The organism is Sphingobacterium thalpophilum, assembly GCF_901482695.1.
Lineage (GTDB): Bacteria > Bacteroidota > Bacteroidia > Sphingobacteriales > Sphingobacteriaceae > Sphingobacterium > Sphingobacterium thalpophilum.
On the sequence record NZ_LR590484.1, the window covers coordinates 5,404,888 to 5,429,502 of the forward strand.

Sequence of the window (24,615 nt, forward strand, 5' to 3'; positions counted from 1 at the left end):
TAGTACACTATTAAAATATTACAAAAAGCTATCGACCTCGCGGTAAGCAGCCACCAATCTGTCCTCTCCTTCTTTCCCCGGTCTGGAATTTCCATGTTCCATTCCCATCACACCTTTATACCCTTTGTCGTAGATATGTTTGAACACATTTTTATAGTTGATCTCCCCTGTTGTGGGCTCCTTGCGGCCTGGATTATCGCCGATCTGGATATAAGCAATCTCGTCCCAGCAACGGTTCATATTAGCGATCAGGTCACCTTCTGTACGTTGCATGTGATAAATGTCGTACAGAATTTTACAAGAAGGGCTGTTGACAGCCTTGCACATGGCGTAGGTCTCATGGGTCTGTTGCAAAAACAAGTCCGGTGTATCACTCAAGGTCTCCAATACCATGACAAGACCGTGCGGTTCAAAGATCTCCGCGCCTTTGCGCAATGCGGCAAGAATATTGCTGAATTGATTTCCCCAAGGGAGTCGACGTTCATAAAATCCAGGAACCACAGTCAGCCATTTCGCATTACAGCGTTTTGCGGCCTCTACAGACCGGTGACAGGTCTCGATAAATTTATCCACGAATTCCTGCTTACCCGTAGCCAATGACGGCATCCAGTTTTGTCCGCCATCCACGACAAAAACACCCATAGTCATGCCCAACTTGGTCAATAACTCACCTATTTTCTTTTGCTCATCGAGTGTACGTCCCAGATAGCCGTTGTCTTCAATACCCCGAAACCCCAGATCATACATATAGCGTATTTCATCTAGAAAATTGTCACCGGCATGATGCTTAAACATCCCCTGATGGGGTGCATAATTGAGGTTGAATGTCTTTCCCTTGTCCATGGTTTTACTTGTATTTTGGCTGGCTGACGCAAAGGTATGCCCCGATAGCCCCGCGCCAGCGGCTAAAAGGCTACTCTTAATAAAATCAGATCGCTTCATGTTTTATTTATAATTGATTATTTCTTCAACAATTTAGTAAATCCATCCGAATAAACGGTACAGATAGATTCATTTTTATCTTTATAGATGACAAATACAGCCACATCTTTCATCTTCTGAACGGCAGCGATGATTGCCTTCGGTTCCATGCCCATCAGGTAGTTGTCGAGCGCATCCGCATCCATGGCGGTATTGGCATGCACGGTCACGCTTAACACACATGTTGTATAAGGAAAACCGGTCAGCGGATTAATGTGGTGCCCAAGTTTTCTATCCTTATATCTAATGTATTTTTCGAAACTGCCTGCCGTTGTCAACGCTCCTTTATTAAGTTGCACTACTGCCGTCATGATATCAGCTTCCTTACTTTCGTCCGGTTGGACAATGCCGATGGAAAATCCCTGCTGTCCCGGCGGGGATCCCAGTGTTCTAATCTCACCGCCAACTTCGACCATATAATTGGTAACTCCGCGCTGCTCCAGATAATCCGCAAGCAGATCGACAGTATACCCCTGCGCAATTCCATTAACGTCGATTTTAATCCCCGGTTTCTTTTTGATCAGCTGCTTACCCACAACCTTTACATGCCGCATGCCGACCAATTGTTTAGTCTGAAGCACTTCGGCTGTATCCGGTATCGCTACGCGCTTTTTCACACCAAAGCCCCAGAGATCGACCAATGGGGCTATGGTAATATCAAACTGGCCTTTGGATAGCTTATTGTATCTGAACGAGGCTGCAATGACCTTCGCCATATGTGGGTCCATCTCAATATGCCTGACAGTGTCCCTGTTAAATATGGAAATGTTTGAATCTTTCCTGTAAATAGACATGGAGAAGTCAATCACCTGCAGGATACTGTCTATTTCTGCTCGTTTGACAACACTATCAGCAGCGAAGTAAGTGATATGAAACTGCGTGCCCTGCGCGGGGCCTTCCAAGCGGATCCTGTTCGATTCTCTCAAAACTGTCTGGGCCTTCAGTCCAGGTCCACACATCAAAAAACAGAAAATTAAACAAAACTTGCTATTAAGCCCCATCACCTTGCCTTGCTATGCTTATATATACAGGTTTGTATTTTGACCCGGATTTGCAACAGCATAGAAACCATTTGCATCTGGCAATAATTTCGGATTTGCATCCCAGGCAAGCACCTCAGGCCCCAATTTGATGGTTGATTTCAGCGCTTCATCCCATTTGATAACCTTACCCGTATAGCAGGCAATACGGCCAATGATGCCTGTCAGTGTACTGTAAGCGCCATACTCAGCATTTTCAAATTTATATTCGCCCTTTGCAATAGCATCAAAGAGTTCCTTATGCTCCTGTTGATAAGGGTTTGGATTACCTTTCGCATCATGACGGTAGATTTCTTTTCCCTTCCAGTCATATAGTATGGCCTGGCCTCCCGCCGATAGGTATACGCGTCCTTTGGTGGCCTGAAATTGTTCGTCGACACGGTTCTGTATTCCTTCAAAATGACGGCACTGGCTGTATACTACGCTGTTATCAGCATAGGTGAGCTCCAGAGCAAAGTTATCGTAGATCTCACCATACTCCTTGCCAGTTCGGTGCGCCCTACTTCCAGTACCCTGTATGGAAACCGGATACGAACCTTTCACCCAGTTGGCAATATCAATGTTGTGCACGTGCTGTTCAACAATATGGTCACCACAAAGCCAGTTGAAATAGTACCAATTGCGCATTTGATATTCCATTTCTGTCTGCCCGGGTTTACGCGGACGCACCCAGACACCCCCCGAATTCCAATACACTTGTCCTGAAGTGACATCACCTATAGCGCCATCATGAATGCGCTTGATGGCCTCCCTATAGTTGGTCTGGTAACGACGTTGGAGCCCGACAACCACATTCAATTTTTTTCGTTTGGCTTCTGCTGCCGCACGGATCACCTGCTGTACTCCAGGGATATCCACTGCGACGGGTTTTTCCATAAAGACATGTTTCCCCTGACGCACGGCCTCTTCGAAATGAGCAGGCCTGAAGCCCGGAGGCGTCGCCAAGATAACGACATCGGCCAATTTGATTGCGTCTTTGTACGCATCAAATCCGACAAATTTATGGTTGTCGCTCACGTCAATCTTATCCTGCCATTTCTCTTTAAGGGTATTATATGTGGCATCTAAATTGTCTTTAAATGCATCAGCGAGCGCCACCACCTTTATATTTGCTCCTGTACTTAGCGCATCAAACGTCGCTCCGGTACCTCGGCCTCCACAGCCTATTAACGCAACTTTTATCACATCGGATCCGGCAGCATATGCTCCCGACAAGGGGAGTGAACTTAGCATCGCGCCACCTGCAACCACAGCGGAAGTTTTAATAAAATCTCTTCTTTCTAGATTTTTCATAACAGTTTTATATTGATTATTTTATTTTTAAAAATCTTTGATTGGTTTTTTATCATAGTACGCCATAATCTCCTCATGGCTAGGTGGATTTAATGGTCTCACCAGGCGCATTCCAACGAAAGGAGCTTCCGGAAACCACCAGTTGCTTTTAGGAACCTGAGGGTCCAGCTGTTTCCAGACAGGATCCGAAGCGCCACGGGCTGCCGAACGAAGGTCCGCCGCCTGACTGTCAAATGCTCCACCACGGACTACATGTGGATATAGGTTCGTTGGCACAACAACTGGATTGTTCAGCACCTTACCTTTGCCTTCCCCATAAGCATCCGCTTTATATTGGTCATAAGTCCATTCCGCTACATTTCCATAAATATCATACAGACCCCAAGGATTAGGCTTCTTTTGGCCCACAGCATGTGTCTTCTGCTCCCCATTTTCCTGATACCAGGCATAATCGTTCAACTTCGAGGCATCATCACCGAAAAAATAAGCGGTTTTTGATCCCGCACGAGCAGCATACTCCCACTCCGCCTCCGTTGGAAGGCGATAAAAAACGCCTGTACGAACGTATAACCATTTGCAGAACTGGATCGCATTGTAATTGGTCATCGCCAAAGCAGGATGCCCCTCTTTGCCAAAACCAAAAGTCATATCTAAATAGGGCTTGGTCGGTCTGGTTACAGCATCAACTTCTGGCGAAACTTTGCCATCTTTGCTTTTTGCAATTTCATAATCCTTGTATAAGAAAGGTTCGAACAAATCCCAGGTTACCTCGTACTGCCCCATCCAGAACGGATCCAGTTTTACCTGATGCGCAGGTTTTTCATCGTCCTTACCTCCAGACTCCGTTCCCATCATGAAGCTTCCACCGGGGATGGCCATCATTTTGAAGGAAAGACTTGTCCCCTCGATAGCCTGCTCATAATGATCAAATTTTGTCTGGGCAAAGGCTTGCACACCAGCAAACAGAAAAACAGGTATAATGAATTTTTTAAACATATTTAGGTTTCTATTTAAAGACTAAAATATAAAATATGGTGTACACTTTACACTCAGGCAGTATAACTTTTTTATTACAGTTTTATTTTAATAAAATAAATTATTTTTATAACGGTTTAGCAACCAGTTTAAAAACAGCCAATCCTTCACTAACACAAACCTGTGCTATCGTATTATGCAACATGAGTATGAACTATAAGCATGGTTCTATTCCCGAAGTATACCACCAACAAAAAAGGTTTCCCAGCCGATGGAAAACCTTTTTATCGCAATGCCACTTCCTTACAGAAGGATTTTTCGGCTCACGGTCTTATCTATCGTGATATACCCCGGATAAAATATCGATTGACCGGCAATATTGATTGAAGGTTTAATTTTTAACGTAAAAATTCCTTTTTTATTCTGATCACTGGACATTAAAAAATCCTTTAAGTCTGAGTTCATCAGCAGATCATATATGTTAGCCGCAATTCGGACATTTGCGACAGTTGATGCCCCGGGGTCAATCTGCAGTGATTGATTGACAATACCCTCGACAAGCTGTTGCTTACCGTAGAGGATTATATACTGAAACTTGTTGATAGATGCTTTTTTTAATGTCGGGTTATCAATTTTCAACCGGATGACAGCATCCAACGGAATATCCTTCCGTAAATAGGCCAATGCTAGACCGGGTGCCGCCCCAAGGTCTATTTCATTGTTTTTGATCAGCCGGTCCAAGGAAGTTCCCGCCAGGCGGATGCTATCCACAGACTCTACATCAAATTTGCATTTCGCCAGGTTTTCAATCTGTGCCTTTTGTCGGTTCACGCCACATGCGGAAACAAACAAACCCAATAACAGCAGGTACCCAAATAAAATTTTCTTGCTCATAAGCTCTATTTTCCTCCAAATTTATACAAAACTCCCAGTGTAAACAACGGGTAGCCTGCTTTTAAATACTCGTTGCTTTTGAAGCCAAAAACCATACCGTTTGTATACTGCAATTTCCACCCCTTACCCAAGCCCATTCGGGTATAAAAAACCGGTTCTACAAGCATATTATCTTCTTTTGACGCAGGTATACCATCAATAGCGAGATTTTTCATCCGCATATTGCTGAGCCTGATAATCGTGCCGTAGTCGATATCATGTCTGTTGCCGAACAATTTTAGTGCATCCTTCTTTTCAGAAGAGAAGTTGACCTGCACAAACACCTTGTCAAAATCCATGTCGCGCGTCTCAACGACCGCCTGACCAATGGTGGAAGACCGTTTGTCAACGATGTGCGTATTACCAAGGCCGTACCCACCATACACTTCAAATACCCGATTATTTTTCCGTCCAAAACGCGTAAAATATCCAAGACCCGCCTCAGCCATTTTCTGCGCATGATCCTTGGTGTTAGACCGGTTATCCATATAGGATCCGTTGGCGATAACGGCAACGTGGTCCGTAATAGCAACCCCCAGATTTGCGGACGCGTTCGCCTTTGTATTGATGTTGCCGGAAACGTAGACCTCACCTGCGCCTGTAAACATCGGCGCCGAGGGAACATTGGGCATGTACATCGAACTGCATGAATAGCATGAAACGGCAAACAGTCCGCCCCACAGCACATATCCAAACTTCTTGTAATTCATAAATCGGTATTTATCTTAAAACACATATCCTTTATAAAAATTGTACCAAAGCAGTTACATTTAACAGAAAATAACACATAAGATGTCAGCTTTACGGATTGTGCACAAAAAAAGGCATCAATTGCTTGATGCCTTTCCCAATATTGTTACAAACCTTATGCTTGCTCTGTAGGAATTACAGAAACATAAGATTTATTGTTCGCTTTCTTACGGAAAACTACTTTACCGTCTACTAAAGCGAACAATGTGTGATCTTTACCAATACCGACGTTAACATCAGGATTGTGCTGCGTACCGCGTTGGCGAACAATGATGTTACCTGCGATTGCTTGCTGACCACCGAAGATTTTGATACCTAAACGCTTGCTATGTGACTCACGGCCGTTCTTAGAACTACCCGCACCTTTTTTGTGTGCCATTTCTTTATCTTAATTTAAGACTATTGTCTGATTAAAAATTCAATTATAACGTAATACCAGTGATCTGGATTTTAGAAAATTGTTGACGGTGACCGTTTTTCTTTTTGTAGCCTTTACGACGTTTTTTCTTGAAAACGATAACTTTATCGCCTTTTAAATGAGACAAAATTTTAGCTGAAACTTTTGCACCAGCAACGCTAGGTGTACCAATGGTAAATTTACCACCGTCTTCTGCTAACAATACATTGTCAAATTCAATACTAGCGCCTTCATCTCCTTGTAAACGGTGTACAAAAAGGAACTGGTCTTTTGCAACCTTAAATTGCTGTCCTGCTATATTTACTATTGCGTACATTGTTAATTAATTAAATTGTTATTAAATGAAGGGCAAAAGTAACGAGTTTTTATCACAATTCAAAACAAATATACCTTTTTCCTTCATTTTAACAAAAGTATTGCCTTGTCCCAATAACAGGAAACCGAACAATAAACGCTTACCAGACCAGAATCCTCTTCTCCGGGGCAACATACATTTTTGCCGTTGGCTGTACATCAAAAGCCTTATAGAATGCTTCCATATTGTACACTGGTCCGTTGACACGGAATTGCTCTGGGCTATGTGGATCTACTTTGAGACGCAAACGCATACGTTCATCACTGTTTTTGACCCGCCATACTTGTGCAAAGCTCAGAAAGAACCGTTGGTCTGGCGTGAAGCCGTCAATTTTGTCACTGCTTTGCCCCTGCTTCGTCAGCTTGAACGCATCGTACGCAATATTTAGCCCCCCGATATCAGCTAGATTCTCTCCTAAAGTAAGTTCTCCATTCACATGCTGATTATCCAATAGCGTGAAACTTCCGTACAATTTCGCGACCTGATTTGCCCGTTCAGTAAACTGTTTGGCATCCACCGCAGTCCACCAGTCGTTCAGATTACCAGCCTTATCATATTGCCTTCCCTGATCATCAAAACCATGCGTCATTTCATGACCGATCACAGCACCAATTGCACCGTAATTGATGGCGTCGTCCGCATTGGCGTCAAAGAACGGAAATTGTAATATCCCTGCCGGGAATACAATCTCATTGTATGGAGGATTGTAATACGCATTCACAGTAGGTGTTGTCATCAACCATTCTGATTTGTCCACCGGCTTGCTGATCTTACCAACCATTTCTTTGTAAGCGTGCTTTGCGGCCGACTGCAAATTGGCATAATAAGTATCCTTAGCGATCTGCACATCACTGTAATCTTTCCACTTTTCGGGATAGCCGATTTTCTTGGCAAAAGCTTCTAATTTTTCGATAGCCTTTTTCTTTGTTTCTGGAGTCATCCAATCCAGTTTTTCGATCCGGCTTTTATACACTTTTTGTAGATTATCGACCAGCTCAAGCATGCGACGTTTCGCTTCGGGTTTAAAATAATCGTCAACGTACAATTTACCGACTATTTCTCCCAGATGCTCGTCGGCAGCGCTCACGATTAGTTTCCAACGCTCCTTTTGCTGTTTTTGTCCATTGAGGGTCTTACCAAACAAATCGAACTTGGCATCCCGGAACTCTTTGCTGAGCGCACTCGCTGATGCATTCGCCAGATCCGCTTTTAGCTTTGTCTTCCATGCATCCAGAGACGCTGATTTCAACAAGTGGTTAAGAGCTACATAAAACTTTGGTTGCTGTACCAAAATGGTGTCAGTCTTGACCTGAAGACGTTCCAATATATCTTTCCAGTTCAGATCTGGTGTCTGTTTCTGGAACTCGGCAACGGCAAACTTATTATAATTTTTGATCGGATCACGCAACTCAACCGGAGTGAGGTGTGATTTAGCAATTTCCGTCTCAAGACGCAGCACTTCTTCAGCAGCCTTCTGGGCGTTGGCTCCTTCTCCGATTAAGCCAAACAACTTAGTCAGATAAACAACATAGGCCTGCCGGATTCTCTTTGCTTTATCATCTTGATCCAGATAATAACTCGCCTCAGGCAGATTCAGTCCGCCTTGGAAGAACTGCAGTGCATTCTTATTGCTGATTCGGTCATCAGCGCCAACATAGAAAGTGAAAAGGTCACCTTCACCGTTTTTAAAACCATCTGCTGCATAAGCGATCAGTTCATCCGTGCTCTTCAGATTGTTAATCTTTTGTATAGCAGCTTCGATCGGCTTAGCGCCAAGTTTGTCAATCGTTATAGTGTCCATGCCACTCGTATAGAAATCTCCTGCTTTCTGCTGATCAGATCCCTCTTGGCTGTTTGATTGTGCCGCATTCTCCAGGACAGTCCTCAACTTCTGCAAATTCTCATCTGCAAGAATATAAAACGAGCCCCAGCCCGTTTCAGAAGCTGGAATCTGTGTATTTTTCATCCAGTTACCATTTGCGTACTGGAAAAAATTATCGCCGGGGCTTACCGTTGTATCCATGCCAGATACATCAAAAAAGCTGGTCCTGGTCTCCTGTGAGCTTTCTTTGCTCGTGCGGGACTGACACGACATCATCACTGAGAGCAGAGAAAGCGTCCCCCATTTGATTTTTTGTATCATACTTTATTAGATTAAAGAATATAGTTAAAGCTAAGCATATTTAGAACCTCCCAAAAACACGGTTCTTTTATTTCAAAAGTTTTACTTCATACAGGTCTTTTCTTCTGTCTTTCTTCACTTTGACCGTACCATATTCGTGAAGATCACGCAGTGCATACAGATCAACGTCTGCAATCAGCACCATTTCTGCATTTGGCGTAGCTTCTGCCTTTATAGCGTTGTTTGGAAATGCAAAATCAGAGGGCGTAAATACTGCCGACTGAGAATACTGAATGTCCATATTATTGACACGCGGCAGATTGCCCACTGAACCCGCAATGGCGACATAACACTCATTTTCTATTGCGCGCGCCTGTGCACAAGTTCGCACCCGAATATAACCATTCTGTGTATCAGTCATAAAAGGCACAAAAAGAATCTGCATCCCCTGATCAGCTAAAATGCGGCTCAACTCCGGAAACTCCACGTCATAACAAATTAGCAATCCTACCTTTCCGCAATCCGTGTCAAACACTTTTACCTCGCTTCCACCCACCATACCATAATACTTAAATTCGTTTGGCGTAATATGGATTTTTTTGAACTGATCAAGTTTACCATTACGGTGGCAAAGGTAAGATACATTATAAAGCTTTTTATTTTCCACCAACGGCATGGACCCCGCTATAATATTCACGTTGTAAGATACAGCAAACTGCTGGATCCGGTCGATAATTTCGGCGGTATGCTGCGCGAGCCGCTCCATTGCCAGTCGCTCGGGAAGATCATTATAAGGGCTCATCAACGGTGTATTAAAAAACTCAGGGAACATAATAAAATCCGTCCCGTAATCGCTGACCGTGTCCACGAAAAATTCAATCTGATCATAGAAAGCGTCAATATTATCGAAAAGGCGCATCTGCCACTGCACAAGTCCCAGTCTAATCGTCTGCTTTGTGGTCGAAATGGATCGGGTATCTGCTTCATAATAGATATTATTCCATTCCAGAAGAGTGGCAAATTCCATGGACTCAGCATCCTCTGGCAGATAATGCTTCAAGATTTTTTTGACATGGAAATCATTGGAAAGCTGAAACGTCAGCGTAGGATCATAAATTTCCTTCCGCTTCACTTTTTCAATATATAACCTCGGGCTCATTTTGTCCGCATAATTATGATAATTGGGAATCCTGCCACCAGCAATAATACATTTCAGATTCATCTGCTCACAAAGTTCCTTGCGGGCGTCATACAACCGCCGCCCTAGCCTCAGTGCCCGATGATCCGGATGTACGAATACCTCAATACCGTAGAGTGTATCGCCATCATCGCTATGTTTACTGAACTTACCGTCGTCAATGATTTCATAGTAACTGTCATAAATATTATTTTTCTTGGAGTTAAGAATAATGGACAGCGCACACGCGACCACATGCCCATCGATCTCCACACAAAACTGTCCCTCAGGGAACAAGTCGATAAGATCCTGAATATTCTCTTTTGACCAAGTATCCCCGACACCATCGTAAGCTTTCTCCATTGATTTTTTCAGATCGACATAATCTTTCTTCGTCAAGTTGCGCACTTGAATATCCATATAAATCTCCTTTTGTATTTAGTTTTTCATAAAGTTAGCAAAAGCTGGGCCCAAGACCAAGCGTAGCTGTAGTTTCACAACCACATACAGAGAGAAAAAAAGGCGCCGAATGTTTCATCGCCGCCTAAAATATCCGTATTTTTTTCTATTGATTATGCTTGACCTTGAGGAGTTCCGAAAGGAAATGCTACCGTAGGATCACCACCTTGCTGTGGCTGCTCGGCAACACCTGCATCTAGTTTGATTGGACCGTTCAATGCTTCAAAACGGTTCACGTTGTCAACCAATGCACCCAAAAGACGTTTTGCGTGCTCTGGAGTCAAAACGATTCTTGATTTCACTTTTGCTTTTGGCACTCCTGGCATCACACGGATAAAGTCAACCACAAATTCTGTATTAGAGTGAGTGATAATCGCAAGATTTGAGTAGATTCCTTCCGCTACTTCTTCTGTCAGCTCAATGCTCAATTCGTTTTGATTTTGGTTATTTTCCATAATAATTCTAAATGATAAGTTAATATAATCCTATTTTTTATTTTGTAAAAGTTCTAAAGTCCTGTCCATCTTCGATATGCAGTAAAGTTTGATAAATCAGACGGATCACATTGTCAACATCCTCTTTATGCACCATTTCTACCGTTGTATGCATATATCGTAGAGGTAGCGAAATCAACGCCGAAGGCACCCCCCCGTTGCTGTATGCAAAGGCATCCGTGTCTGTACCCGTATACCGCGAACAGGCCTGACGCTGGAAAGGAATATTATTTTGCTCAGCCACCTGGACCAGCAATTTGTTTAAATTAACCTGTACCGCTGGCGCATACGACAATACAGGCCCCTTTCCGGAAGATAAATCTCCCTGTGTGATTTTATTAATCATCGGTGTCTGCGTATCGTGCGTTACATCCGTCACAATAGCCACATTAGGTTTGATACGGTCGGCAATCATCTCAGCTCCCCGCAATCCGATCTCTTCCTGCACCGAATTTACGATATATAATCCAAACGGCAATTTCTTTTTATTTTCTTTCAGCAGGCGGGCTACCTCCGCGATCATAAAACCGCCAGCGCGGTTGTCCAGTGCCCGACCGACATAATAACGATCATTCAGAATAGAGAATGTGTCCTCGTAAGTAATGACACAGCCCACATGAACCCCGAGTGCCTCCACTTCTTCCTTTGAGCTGCAGCCACAGTCCAAAAATATATTTTTCAAAGAAGGGTTTTCTTCTTTCTCGCCAGCACGTGTGTGAATGGCAGGCCAGCCAAACACAGCCTTCACAATACCCCTATCAGTATGGATGTTGACACGCTTGGACGGTGCAATCTGATGATCTGAGCCTCCGTTACGCACCACGTAGATCAAACCGTCTTTGGTAATGTAGTTCACAAACCAAGAAATCTCATCCGCATGCGCCTCAATAACCACTTTATAAGCAGCTTTCGGATTGATTATACCGACAGCAGTGCCATAATTGTCTACAAACGTCTCGTCGACATATGGCTTTAGATAATCCAGCCACACACGCTGTCCATCCCACTCAAATCCGGTGGGCGAAGCATTGTTTATATATTTTTCGAAAAATAAAAGCGAATCTTTTGTTACGACAGCAGCCGTTTTTGGTTCTTTTTTCTTATTCTTTTCAGCCATCTTTCCTTTCTGTTTACTTTCGTCAAAATATGAAAATTTCGATGAAATGCAAAAGTAAAAATGTTTTTTAGAATATTATCCCGACAATTCAATTTGATTTTATTGAAAAATAAGATTAAACCTTATCTTTACCCTGATAATTTTAAATAGACTTATATCATATGAATTTTATACCAAGTGCCATACACTGGAATATTGATCCCGAGATGTTCAACTTCGGGACGTTCGCCCTGCGTTATTATGCCTTATGCTGGCTCCTGGCGTTCTTTATTTCCTATGTAATTATGCTGCGCATTTTCAAAAAAGAAGGACGTACGCAGGAACAGCTGGACCAGCTTTCTATTTATATCTTCCTGGGCACTTTAATCGGCGCCCGCCTTGGACATTGTCTGTTTTATGATTTTGATTATTATAAAGACCATATCTTAGAGATCTTCCTTCCCTTTAAATGGGATAAAACAGGTTTCCACGTGACCGGATTTGCGGGACTCGCATCCCACGGTGGCGCCATCGGTATCCTTGTGGCCCTTTATCTATTCTGCCGTAAGACCAAAACAGATTTTTTATGGCTGGCAGACCGATTGGTAGTCGTAGTCCCGATTGCGGGCGCTTTAATACGTATTGGGAACTTTTTCAATTCCGAAATGGTAGGCACTCCTTCAGATCTTCCCTGGGCAATCGTTTTCGAACGCCATGACAACATTCCACGACATCCCGGACAGCTTTATGAGGCTGTCGCCTATATCATTATATTTCTTATCATCACCTCATTGTTTAAGTCAAACGCCAACCGTAAAAAAGGCTGGCTGTTCGGAGTATTCATGGTCTTGTTGTTTGGTGCACGCATGGTGCTTGAGCACTTTAAAATCGATCAGGAACCTTGGGAGCAAAGCATGTTTTTAAATATGGGTCAGCTATTGAGTGTACCCTTTATTTTGGTGGGTCTCTATTTTATCTTTCGCAAATCAAAAGCTTAAAAATTAAAGGTGGATTGATTTGCTGATCGCTTGAGTAATGGATGTGCAATCCCCCGACATTCGGCCGAGACTCCGTCATAGTGAATCCGAAGTGAGTCCATGATGAGTCCGTGGTGAGTCCGAGTCAATCACGTATTCAATATACACTGAGCTACCTCTAATAGCGGTCATATCTCCACGAAGAGGCGAAGTATACGACATCCAAAATACTACAACATATACCTTAAATCTTACAAAGCGATGTGGGATTAATTTGTGATTTTTGGACTTAGATTTGTAACTTGTAATAAAAAACAGATGAAACTTGCTATAAAGAACATGGTCTGCAATAGATGCATTATGGTTGTTGAAAATGAGCTTACCAAAATGGGCCTCCATATTAAACATATATCTTTAGGACAAGTTGAAATTGAAGAAACACTTAATAAGGATCAAACCGATCAGCTGGCAGGCAGCTTTTCTGCCCTAGGCTTTGAACTCATTGATGACAGACGTATGGTACTGATCGAGCAGGTAAAACACCTTGTTCTGGATCTAGTAAGAAAACAGCATAATAATACCAACATGAACTTGTCGGAGATCATCAGCAAACAGGTCTACCATGATTACAATTATATTTCGAATTTATTTTCAGAAGTGGAAGGCTTAACAATTGAAAAGTATTTTATTGGCCAAAAAATAGAGTATGTAAAAGAGTTGCTCGTATACGATGAGCTCACACTGAGTGAAATTGCTTATCAGCTCAACTACTCGAGTGTTGCGTACCTGAGCAATCAGTTTAAAAAAGTGACCGGCCTGACGCCAAGCCATTTTAAACATATAAAGGAAAATAAACGCAAACCACTGGACAAAATCAACGGCCCAGGATAACTAAGCTGCTCGCTCGGACAGCCATCCGGAATTCTGAAAGATATTCGAGCGGGCAAACGTCAAAAAACAGAAAAGGCTTCCGGGAGGAAGCCTTTCTCTTTAAAATTGCCCTTTCAAATTAGCAACCCTTATCTTAAATATCTCCAGTTCCTTTTGCTGCTGTTTGATAAAAGAATTCTCTTCCAGCTTTCCAACGACGATATCGCGTTCCTCGTCATTGGCATATACCATATTTTTGAACGGATTTTTATAATCCTTAGCCCGCGATTTATAAATCTGCTCGCCTATCCAAATACGATGTTCCAAAGCCTGATTCAACAAATGTACGATTTTATCTTCAGATAATTCAAGACCTTCAAGAGTCAATATCTCAACCAAAGACAGGAGTGCATGTCTGCGTTTATCAGACGGATATTCTTTACTTTTTTCGTGGTACAATTCATGGATATCATCCCATGTACTCATCTTTTCGGATCTGATATCTTCAAGCAGCTGCTGCAGCGCGCCGCTTTCGATAAGCTGACCACCGATGTTTTCCCACTCTGTACGCTTGCCGTCCACAAGATCCTTTAGAATAGCACTAAGCGAATGACCCTCTTCCAGCGCATCCATCAGGTGCAATGTGCCATAGTACTTGATAAAAGAACAGTAGAGCTGGTACGCTTCCCCCACTTTTTGAATGACAGTAGGCCGCCGGGAGTTCTCAGCATCGGTCCAAATAATCGTTTTATCTTTTAGATCAGCCGGTTTAGCGAGCAGTTTACGCCCTGCTTCAATCCGTTCAGCCCGGGTGCCCTGTACTCCCGGGTTCAGGGTATCGGCCACGGCAAGAGCTAAGATATCGAGTCCGGCAAACATTTCATTGACGGTATCTGGAGCCAGCATATCATATTCGAAATACTGATTTTTGAAATGCCTGTTGTCACGCGCCTCATATTTATTCGCATTACGTACCAAGGCGTACATATTGTACATAAACCAATAACCGGGGATCAACACCAGCCTATCATGCTGCACATCGTTGCTAACTAATGTAAACGGCAACTGAATATCAAGTTCGTATAGAAAATCCCCTTTTACAATAAGACAATACGATGCAAATCGCGAATTATGCTTAAGACTGACACAGAGCCCGGGCCAAAAGCCCCTACCTGCTATAATCTCCCCATCTGCGGCCCTTGAATTGTGATTGGATCCCACTGTTGCGCCAGCAGCCATATTGCTTTGCCCCATGACCAGCGCAGCGCACAAAAATGAGTTATTGTGATGCTGCTCATGCGCAGGAAAAATCAGTGAATTTAAAACCTCACAGCACGAGATGGTCGAATTGTCACCCAGATAAGAATTAATCAAACGGGCGCCGTACTTGAGCTGCGAATAGGAAGCCAGGATAAAACGCACCGCTTTGACCCCATAAAAAATACGGCAGCCGTAACCGATGATACCGTTGACCAGCTCACATCCTTCTCCGATCTGTGTATAGGATTCCTGCGAAGAGTTGACCGTAACATTTTTTAATTTATTGACCCCTTTGATATACGCATCAGTTCCGATCTTAACGTTTTTGATGGTAAATGTGTTCTTGATCACGCAGCGGTCGCCGATCTGACTGTAATAACCACGCTGGGTACCAAATTTCTGATCGGTCAGTTTCTCAAATCGTTTCTGCAGTATAACATCATGCCGATTGCGGGTCCATAAATAAACATCAGCTGCCTGCATCCCGTCAAATGGGTAAACAGACCGAGCTCCGTTTTCATTGCAAAGCTCCAGCTGTATCCGTTTTCCGGGTTCCTCACCGTCACGCAAAATTCCGTTTCCAAACTTGGCAGTACTACCAGTTTCCATCTCCTTGATCTGGCTCAGTAATACTTCATTACCGATAATGAAGTAAGACAGGTAACCTACATGGTGAACAGCGACGTCATCACCGAAGTCCGAACTAATAATGGTCGAGTGATACAGCCCTATAGGAAGCTGTAAGTTACGGTATTCCAAATAACTTGGACTGAGGTTGCCAATACGCACCAGGCCGTAAAATTTACAGTTCTGAATTTGATTGGGGTTAAAAATTGCTGACACTTTAATTTTAGACCAGTCGCTCGCCCAATTGCCATTGGCTACAAGCTGCTCGATTTCTGTTGCAGTGAGATCTCTGTAATCACTGCGCGGATTTTGCTGAAAACGCAACGTATACTCGTCCTGCCCCTCACGAAGAAACTCACTTGGGATAAACCCATATCCCAGTTGTTCCAAAGGTCTCTTTTTTAATACACTCATGCGCCTCCTACTCTACGGTTACTGATTTAGCGAGATTTCGTGGTTTGTCTACGTCTAGTCCCAACTCAACCCCGATATAGTAAGAAAGCAATTGCAATGGCACTACCGAGATTAATGGAGCAATGATCTCATCGGCCTCAGGGATCTCCATGAAATCGTCCGATAAATTTTCGGAAACAGCATCACCTTTCGTCACAACAGAAATAATCTTTCCTTTCCGTGCCTTAATCTCCTGTATATTGGAAACGATCTTTTCATGGTAGGCATCCTTGGTGGCGACAAACACCACCGGCAGGTTTTCATCTACCAAAGCAATTGGACCATGTTTCATTTCAGCCGCGGGATAACCTTCGGCATGAATATAGGAGATTTCTTTTAATTTAAGCGCTCCTTCCAACGCAACGGGGAAATTGTACCCTCTACCGAGAAATAAAAAGTCACGAGCGTTTTTGTATTTTTTTGCTATTTGCTGAATTTTATCGATCTGCGTATCCAATATCCACTCTACCTTTTGTGGCACATCATGCAGTTCCTGAGACAATTCCTTGAAACGGTTTTCATCAATCGTGCCTTTTAACGCTGCAATCTTTAATGCGATTAAATTCAGAACGGTCAGCTGCGCCGTAAATGCTTTGGTGCTGGCCACTCCTATTTCTGGTCCAGCATGGGTATAAGCGCCAGCATCAGACAACCTTGCAATCGAAGATCCGACCACATTGACAACACCAAGAATAATGGCCCCCTGTTTTTTCGCATTTTCCAGAGCAACCAATGTATCAGCAGTCTCACCACTCTGTGAGATGGCCAAAATGACATCTCCCGGATGAATCACAGGATTCCGGTAGCGGAACTCCGAAGCATACTCCACTTCAACATTGATACGACATAATTCTTCAATAATGTATTCAGCAATAAGTCCGGCATGCCAGCTCGTGCCGCAAGCAACAATGACAATACGGTTGGTACTGCTTATCTCTTGTGCATACTTCTCTATGCCACTCAAAATAATCTGATTGGACTGCAAATCCAGACGGCCGCGCATGGAATCATATATTGTATGAGGCTGTTCGAAAATTTCCTTGAGCATAAAGTGATCGTAACCACCCTTTTCGATTGCAGACAGTTCCATGTCCAACTTCTGGATATAAGGTGTAATCCGCTCATTTCCCAGATTTTTGAGAATTAACTCATCCGGTGTAATAATCGCAAGTTCGTAGTCATTAATATAAACAACCTCCTTGGTATAAGCCAGCATCGGCGAAGCGTCAGAACCGAGAAAATGCTCATTTTTACCTATTCCGATCACCAATGGACTCCCCTTTCTCGCTGCAATGATACGGTCCGGGTAGCCCGCTTCAAGAACAAGAATAACATATGCACCTACTACTCTTTTAAGAGCTATGCGGATGGCCTCTTCCAATGTACAGTTGTTCTGTAACTGGATTTCCTCAATAAAATTCACCAGAACTTCGGTATCGGTATCGCTCTTAAAATGATAACCTTTGTTGATGAGCTCAGCCTTTAACGACGCGTAGTTCTCGATAATACCATTATGAATCATCGCAATGCGGCCGCTGTTAGAATAATGTGGGTGAGCGTTTCGGTCCGATGGCTCTCCATGTGTAGCCCATCGGGTATGGCCTATACCGGTCGTGGACTGGAGATCCTGACCATATACGAATTCCTCTAAATTCGCTACTTTTCCTGTTTTCTTGTAAACATCAATCTGTTCACCTTTGTGCAGAGCAACTCCGGCACTATCGTAACCGCGGTATTCTAATTTCTTTAATCCATCAATGACGATACCATACGCCTGACGGTAACCTGTGTATCCTACAATTCCACACATGCTTGTCTCAATTTTAAAGTATATATTTTGTTAATGCGGGCGCAATCTAATAAAAAAAAATCACGCAATCGATTGTTTAACCCAAAATTAACATAAAAAAATTGGGGGAACAGCTGAGCTGTTCCCCCAATTTTTTTATGCAGGTATGCTTTGTCTAATGTTCGGCGACATCAACGTGGTCGTAATCTTCCACCATCAGCGCTTCATAATCAGTCTTTTCCTTCTTACCGAAACGGCGTTGCAAACTATCAAAAATAGAATACACCACAGGCACTACCACCAATGTCAGGAACAGGGATGAGAGCAGACCGCCAATGATCACAATGGCCAGTCCTCTGTTCATATCCGCACCGTCCCCTGTCGCAATTGCGATCGGAATCATACCGAATACCATGGCTATCGTCGTCATCAGAATCGGACGTAGACGTGCGTGGTTTGCGGCGACGAGCGCATCGTGCGTATTGTCACCTGCTTCCTTCCGATGGTTGGCAAAATCCACTAGCATGATAGCGTTTTTGGCCACTAGACCGATCAACATGATAATACCTAATATCGTGAAGATGTTAAGTGTCTGATTGCCCAGCGCAAGGAATAACAATGCTCCAATAAAGGACAACGGGATGGAAAACAATACGACAAAAGGTGTGATAAAACTATCGTATAATGCAACCATCACCAGGTAAACAAGGATGATGGACGCCAACAGGGCGATACCCAGCGTACCGAAACCTTCGGTTTGGTTTTCCATATTACCACCCCAGATAAACACGATTCCCGGTTTGCGAGGAAGCTTTTCAAACTGTGCCTGCCATTCCTGCGCGACCGTTCCCATCGGTCTACCAATCACCTGCCCCTGTATAGATACCGCCGGAGACTTGTCACGCCGTTCTAATAAGGTCGGCCCTGAACCGTACGTTATTGCCGCAAACTGCTCAAGAGAAATCGATGCCCCCTGATTATTAATAAATTTCAGATCGCGCACATTATCAATATTGGCACGCCCGTTTTCGCTATATCGAATATTAATGTCATATTCATTGTCACCGGCCCGGAACTTATTATCTGTATTTCCGGAAAAGGCCGTCTGCATGGTCATCCCGACTGTTGAGACATTGAGCCCAAGGGAAGTCATTTTATCCCGGTCGATCTTCACATTGATCTCAGGGTTGCCGGATTCAGAAGTCAGCTTCACACCTGCGGCTCCAGGAATCTTGCGGAGCTGATCTGCCGCTTTCTCTGCAAACTCCTGTGCATCTTCTACCGATGCTCCGATAATAGTCAATTTAAGAGGCGCTTGCTCCGCACCCATAATACCGACATTGACAGTTTTGATTTTAGCTCCTATCAGTTTATTTTCAAGCTCACGCTTTAAAGTTGCGGAGTAGACCTGCGAATTGCCTTCAAAGTTTTCCTTATCCATGATGACATGAATTTCGGATTTGTACCGCGATCCCGTGGTCGAAGCCATACCATCCGAGGACTGACCTACTGTAGTGATGATTTCTTTAACTTCGGGCTTGGACTTGATATATGCTTCTGCTTTCTGCGTCAGCAAGTTCGTCTTTTCCAACGAAGCATCTTTTTCCAGTTCAAGCTGGATAAAGAACTCTTTACGGTCTATCCCCGGGAAGAAATCCGAACCGATATAGCCTTTGGCAATCAGCATAAAGGACGCCACAAGCAAGCCTACCGCTATACCCAGAGTCGCCAGCTTGGTCATACGGGTTTTTAGTGCCCAGACCAACAGGCCACCCACCCAGTGGGTAAAACTGGTTAGACCACTTTCAAAACCATGGATAATGCGGCCGAAGAGCGAAGATTTGCTTAAGTGCTCCAGTTTTCCAAAACGCGAGTACAACCAAGGAACCACTGTAAAAGATACCAATAGAGATAGCATCGTGGAAATAATCACCGTGACGCAGAACTGGGCAAGGATGTTTGCAACAAGCCCTGTGGACATCGCTATCGGCAAAAATACAACGACGATAACCAGAGTGATGGCCGTTACGGTAAACCCAATTTCCGATGCGCCGTCATAAGCGGCCCGCACTTTATTTTTGCCCATCTCCATATGGCGGTGGATGTTTTCGATCACAACGATCGCATCATCCACTAAAATACCGACCACCAGTGATAGCCCCAATAAGGACATCAGATTTAAAGTATACCCCATCAGCAACAAGCCGATAAACGTTGCGATTAATGATAATGGGATCGCCACCATCGTGATCGCCGCATTACGCAGACTCTGCAAGAAAAACAGCATAATGAAACCAACCAATGCAATAGCGATCATTAAGTCGTGGATTACATTATCCGCAGCATTCAACGTAAAGTCCGTCGAATCATTCGCTACCAAGATCTTGATATTATTGTTGGTATAGTCCTTTTCTACTTGCGTGATCGTTTTCTTGACTGCTTCCGACACTGCCACTGCATTTGCATCAGATTGTTTGAAAACCTGTAACAGGATGGTGTTCTGACGGTCTAAACGCGCTACCTTTTCAATCTCCTTGATACCATCCTGAACGTCTGCAATATCGCGCAGATAGATCTGCACACCTGCAGGTGTCATGATCGGCAGGTTACGTAATTCCTCAATAGAAGTCACCTTACCTGAAAGGCGGATGGTTGTTCTATTGTCGCGTGTACTGACATTTCCCGTTGGAAAGTCCAGGTTGGAGGCTGCAACAGTCTGTTGCACCTGCGCAATGGAGAGACCGTAGCCCTCAATTTTCTTGGGATCAACAGAAATCTGGATCTCCCGTTCCTCACCACCCACCATATCCACTTTGGCAACACCATTGATACGCGCAAATACAGGCTGAATTTTGTTGTCCAATAGGTCATACAGCTCTTTTTCCGACAAGTTTGACGTTACTGCCAAACTCATGATGGCCACATCATCCAAAGAGAATTTGGACAGCGAAGGCGTTTCTACGTCATCCGGAAGATCGTTGATGACCGCATTGATCTTTCGCTGGGCGTCGGTAAGCAAGAAGTTGACATCCGCACCGTTATTGAGGGTAATCATAACGATGGACACTCCCTCTAGCGATGTGGACTCAACCTTTTTGATACTTTCAAGAGAGGAGATGGCGTCCTCAATTTTTTTGGTAACAGAACTCTCAACCTCCGCCGGAGACGCCCCCGGATAGACCGTCTGCACCGTGATTACGTTGATCTCAAACTTAGGGACCAACTCGTACCCCAGCTGGGTATAAGAAAACAACCCACCTAATGTAAGTATTATAAATAATACGATGATTATACTGGGACGTTTTATCGATATTTCGGTAATTTTCATTAGAATTATTCGTTTTTAATGGCAATGAAACCACAAATTCATTGATACGATGATATAGCTGGCATTACTTGATAATCTCAACAGGGCTCTGATCAAACAAATTGATCTGACCAGAAATAATCACCTGGTCGCCGTCTTGCAGTCCGCCTAAGATCTCAATATAATCTCCAAAGTTTCTTCCGGATTTCACATTCGTTTCTACAGCCTTTCCATTTTTGAGCACAAATATCTTGTTGTCGCTAACACTACCCACAAATGCCGTACGAGGCACAATCAAGGTATTGCTGGCAACTCCTTCACCGAATATTGCCGTTCCATACATCCCCGCTCGCAACTGATTGGAGGAATTATTCACTTCAATTTCAACGGGAAAATTCAGACTACCATCAGATTTCGGTGCAATAAATGTAATCTTACCGGTAAATCTCTGATCAGGATAAACGCTGGCTGTGACATCAACAGACTGACCAACTTTAAGTGTTGCCACATTTTTCTCATCGACATTTACACGTAACTTAAGCGTGCCAACATTGACGATATCAAAAGCAGCCGCGCCGACATTTAAATAGGTACCGGGCTCAATTTTACGCGCATTTACAACGCCCGAAACTGAGGTCTTTATGGTCACGTCGCCCGCGTTCAACTTGGATGCCCTTAAGTTGTTTTTTGCATTCTCATACTGTAATTTGACCTGGTCCAGCTGCTGTTTGGTAACGCCACCTGTTGAATAGGCGCTTTCAAAGCGCTGTAAATCCGCCTGCGCATTGGTAAAAGCAGCCTGTGCGTTTGCAACATTCACATTTAACTTGTCTCCTTCAATGATCGCTAGTGTCTGACCCGCGCTCACATGTGACCCCTCATCAACTAATACCTTCACAACTCTACCCGCCGTCTCAGCAGAAACTGTCACCTCCTGTTTGGGTGCAAAAGTCCCATTTGCAGTGTAACGCAAATCCATCGAACTTAATTTTGCCGTATCGATCCGTACCGCAATTGCTGCGTTGGTTTTAGCCACTTCTGCTGTCTCGGCTTCATTTTTCTTTTTATTCTTATTTAACACAAAAAATATTCCTGCCAAGCCGGCAGCAATAATAAGTAGGGTAATAATTCCGCGTTTCATATTGTATTAGTCAATTATTCGTTAATTAGAGATTTAAGATTTCCGTTTGCTTTGATCAGCTGCACTTCCGCAATTTTATAATCGAGCAAAGAGGTATTCAGGTTGTTTTGCGCATCCGCATAAGCTTTTTCGGCATCCAACAGATCAGTCAACGTTGCCAAACCATTTTTATAATTGTTATTGGTGTCTTCCAATACGGATTTAGCAAGCTCCACATTTTTGCGATTTGACTCGATAGTCAATAAGCTATTTTTGATCTGAACCCTCGAATTTTCAGCCGCGAGGTTAAGTGCCAATTTAGTATCGGCAATATCAACCTGTAATTTGTCGATATCAATCTGAGCCTGACGAACCTTCGACCTGGTCTGGAAGCCATTGAAAATTGGAACTGTTAAATTCAGACCGATGCCCGAGAAACTAGACCAGTTGACGCCTTCTGCTTTTGAGAACAATGGAAAAACCGGACCCAGCCCTTGACGTCCATAGTTCGCAGTGAATGAAAGCGTTGGATAATATTTGGAAATTTCAGCTTTCTTATTTAGTTCTAATAGCTCGTTCTGCTTACTTAGCACCTGTATTTCTGTCCGGTTATTAACATCTATAGGATCATATACTGCATTAAGTGCTACAGTCTCGAAAGTCGAACTAGGCATAACAAATTGCTCGGACATTGGCATCCCAATCACAAATTTGAGCGCATTCTCCTTTAGTTCAACCGCATTAATCAGCTGTTGCCGAGATGCTTTTAGATTAGTAACGGCAACATTCGTACGATCCAAATCGATCTTCTTGGCCAGGCCATTGTTGTACAATCCCTCTATAACATCCCTCGTTTTGGTAGTGCTTTCAAGATTATTTTCAACCGTCTTAAGCTGCAGCTTGGATTGATAAACATCGTAATAACTATTTGCAACTTTTTCGATCAGCTGTTCATCAGTCAGGGCCTTATTGATAATATAAAATTCCCTGGTGGTCTTTGCCGCCTTTAGTCCGGTGAAAACTGTTTGATTAAACAGTTGCTGATTGAGACTAATGGAATTGGTCGATTGCCATTTCTGACCAAACGCAGCCATAACGGTTGTACCCGGCTGACCGATGAGTTCTCCGGGAAGCGCTACTTTTTGGATCAACGGATTATACGTTATTCCACCATTGAAATTTACCTGTGGCAACGCACCTGATTTGACCTCAGCAATCTTATGTTCCGCGTTGGCTACATCAAGGCTTGCTTTCTTAGCGTCCGCCTTGTTTTGCAACGCAAACTTGATCGCATCACTTAAGCTTAACTGCTGCTGTGCATGGCTCTGGAAAACCATCGTACCCAATAACAGGCTGGCTAGTATTCTGATTGTTTTCATTCCTAAATTATTTATCCTAATTTTATATCTACTTTTTATTTATACCATTAAAAAACAGCTTTGTAGCCAACTTTTGTTTCTGTAATACTTCATCAAAACGATCTTGATTGGGAATCCCCGAAATGATATCCGAAATATTGCACATCAAGGAAAGGCTTTTCATCAGCTCTACATAAATCTCTGCTGTCTCATACAGATGTTCGTCATTGAGTTCCCCCTTCTCTACTCCAGCCTGAAAAATTTCGTAAAGTGCCTTCACATCTCTATTATGCAGACACTGAAAGAAATCCTGCATCGACAGACCTTTGATCCATTCAAGATTCTCATTCATATGCAACATATAATATTTGCGCACAAATGCATCCCTCAATTCCAATATCTTCATGATCAACTCATAGGTCGACCCCTCATGTACACTCACCATCTGCTCTTCCTCCTGACGGTATTCATCGGTTAAGCGAATCAGAACATCCCGTATCAGCGCATTCTTCTCTGAGTAATAATAATACAAGTTGGCTTTCGTAATTTTTATGTCCTCCGCAATCTCATTCATGGTTGTCTTACTAAAACCGTAGTGCATAAAGCGTCGTATCGCGGCCTCAATGATCTGATCTTTTCTATCTTCCATTCTACAAAAAACTCCTTTCTACTTTCTGACTTTTATCAGAAATTGTTCAAAAATATAAAAAGTAGTCTCCAGTGCAAAATATATTTTGAAATCCCTATTAATTTGATGTTTA

General features: G+C 43.3%; 20 protein-coding genes. 2 read left to right on the forward strand and 18 right to left on the reverse strand.

Translation table 11 applies throughout. The features are described 5' to 3' along the window. Positions 1-18: 18 nt before the first annotated feature. The 12 genes from FGL37_RS22925 to FGL37_RS22980 all read right to left on the reverse strand — a co-directional run bounded on the left by FGL37_RS22925 (position 19) and on the right by FGL37_RS22980 (position 12,114). The gene (locus tag FGL37_RS22925; RefSeq protein ID WP_028068275.1) at positions 19-942 is read right to left on the reverse strand and encodes a hydroxypyruvate isomerase family protein; all 924 of its coding nucleotides are present in this window, start codon (positions 940-942) and stop codon (positions 19-21) included. Positions 943-959: 17 nt separating this feature from the next. Beyond that, on the reverse strand, positions 960-1,940 hold the full coding sequence (locus FGL37_RS22930) for an FAD:protein FMN transferase (RefSeq protein ID WP_051606440.1): 981 nt from the start codon (positions 1,938-1,940) through the stop codon (positions 960-962). 60 nt (positions 1,941-2,000) lie between these two features. Continuing rightward, positions 2,001-3,314, reverse strand: a complete 1,314-nt coding sequence (locus FGL37_RS22935; protein WP_028068276.1) for a Gfo/Idh/MocA family oxidoreductase — start codon at positions 3,312-3,314, stop codon at positions 2,001-2,003. 27 nt (positions 3,315-3,341) lie between these two features. Then, positions 3,342-4,310 carry a formylglycine-generating enzyme family protein gene (locus FGL37_RS22940; RefSeq protein WP_028068277.1) on the reverse strand — a complete coding sequence of 323 codons (969 nt, stop codon included), beginning with the start codon at positions 4,308-4,310 and terminating at the stop codon, positions 3,342-3,344. Positions 4,311-4,592: 282 nt separating this feature from the next. Continuing rightward, complete coding sequence (locus FGL37_RS22945; RefSeq protein ID WP_028068278.1) at positions 4,593-5,183, reverse strand: hypothetical protein; 591 nt, start codon at positions 5,181-5,183, stop codon at positions 4,593-4,595. Between the two features lie 5 nt (positions 5,184-5,188). Then, positions 5,189-5,932, reverse strand: a complete 744-nt coding sequence (locus FGL37_RS22950; RefSeq protein ID WP_028068279.1) for a hypothetical protein — start codon at positions 5,930-5,932, stop codon at positions 5,189-5,191. Positions 5,933-6,087: 155 nt separating this feature from the next. Beyond that, positions 6,088-6,351: a 50S ribosomal protein L27 gene (gene rpmA, locus FGL37_RS22955; RefSeq protein ID WP_028068280.1), complete on the reverse strand. Its 264-nt coding sequence runs from the start codon at positions 6,349-6,351 to the stop codon at positions 6,088-6,090. 43 nt (positions 6,352-6,394) lie between these two features. Next, positions 6,395-6,706, reverse strand: coding sequence for a 50S ribosomal protein L21 (gene rplU / locus FGL37_RS22960; protein WP_028068281.1), 312 nt, complete (start codon positions 6,704-6,706; stop codon positions 6,395-6,397). 139 nt (positions 6,707-6,845) lie between these two features. Continuing rightward, complete coding sequence (locus FGL37_RS22965) at positions 6,846-8,888, reverse strand: M13 family metallopeptidase (protein ID WP_028068282.1); 2,043 nt, start codon at positions 8,886-8,888, stop codon at positions 6,846-6,848. Positions 8,889-8,955: 67 nt separating this feature from the next. Then, the gene (locus FGL37_RS22970; RefSeq protein WP_028068283.1) at positions 8,956-10,464 is read right to left on the reverse strand and encodes a carbon-nitrogen hydrolase family protein; all 1,509 of its coding nucleotides are present in this window, start codon (positions 10,462-10,464) and stop codon (positions 8,956-8,958) included. Between the two features lie 152 nt (positions 10,465-10,616). Then, a complete protein-coding gene (locus tag FGL37_RS22975) occupies positions 10,617-10,958 on the reverse strand; it encodes a DUF3467 domain-containing protein (protein WP_028068284.1) in 342 nt (113 codons plus the stop codon). Positions 10,959-10,995: 37 nt separating this feature from the next. Then, positions 10,996-12,114: a M42 family metallopeptidase gene (locus tag FGL37_RS22980; RefSeq protein ID WP_028068285.1), complete on the reverse strand. Its 1,119-nt coding sequence runs from the start codon at positions 12,112-12,114 to the stop codon at positions 10,996-10,998. 161 nt (positions 12,115-12,275) lie between these two features. On the opposite strand from FGL37_RS22980, the gene lgt reads away from it, so the two are divergent. Continuing rightward, positions 12,276-13,091, forward strand: a complete 816-nt coding sequence (gene lgt / locus FGL37_RS22985) for a prolipoprotein diacylglyceryl transferase (RefSeq protein ID WP_028068286.1) — start codon at positions 12,276-12,278, stop codon at positions 13,089-13,091. Between the two features lie 297 nt (positions 13,092-13,388). Continuing rightward, the gene (locus FGL37_RS22990; protein WP_028068287.1) at positions 13,389-13,961 is read left to right on the forward strand and encodes a helix-turn-helix domain-containing protein; all 573 of its coding nucleotides are present in this window, start codon (positions 13,389-13,391) and stop codon (positions 13,959-13,961) included. 99 nt (positions 13,962-14,060) lie between these two features. Here the strand turns inward: FGL37_RS22990 and FGL37_RS22995 are convergent, their stop codons facing one another. The 6 genes from FGL37_RS22995 to FGL37_RS23020 all read right to left on the reverse strand — a co-directional run bounded on the left by FGL37_RS22995 (position 14,061) and on the right by FGL37_RS23020 (position 24,503). After that, the gene (locus FGL37_RS22995; protein WP_028068288.1) at positions 14,061-16,241 is read right to left on the reverse strand and encodes a DUF4954 family protein; all 2,181 of its coding nucleotides are present in this window, start codon (positions 16,239-16,241) and stop codon (positions 14,061-14,063) included. A gap of 7 nt (positions 16,242-16,248) precedes the next feature. After that, complete coding sequence (gene glmS, locus FGL37_RS23000; protein WP_028068289.1) at positions 16,249-18,090, reverse strand: glutamine--fructose-6-phosphate transaminase (isomerizing); 1,842 nt, start codon at positions 18,088-18,090, stop codon at positions 16,249-16,251. Between the two features lie 154 nt (positions 18,091-18,244). Continuing rightward, entirely contained in the window at positions 18,245-21,397 is a 3,153-nt protein-coding gene (locus tag FGL37_RS23005; protein ID WP_028068290.1) for an efflux RND transporter permease subunit, read from the reverse strand. A gap of 64 nt (positions 21,398-21,461) precedes the next feature. Next, positions 21,462-22,517, reverse strand: coding sequence for an efflux RND transporter periplasmic adaptor subunit (locus tag FGL37_RS23010; RefSeq protein ID WP_028068291.1), 1,056 nt, complete (start codon positions 22,515-22,517; stop codon positions 21,462-21,464). A 14-nt stretch (positions 22,518-22,531) separates the two neighbouring features. Next, entirely contained in the window at positions 22,532-23,875 is a 1,344-nt protein-coding gene (locus FGL37_RS23015) for a TolC family protein (RefSeq protein ID WP_028068292.1), read from the reverse strand. 28 nt (positions 23,876-23,903) lie between these two features. Further along, positions 23,904-24,503, reverse strand: a complete 600-nt coding sequence (locus tag FGL37_RS23020) for a TetR/AcrR family transcriptional regulator (protein WP_028068293.1) — start codon at positions 24,501-24,503, stop codon at positions 23,904-23,906. Positions 24,504-24,615: the final 112 nt, after the last annotated feature.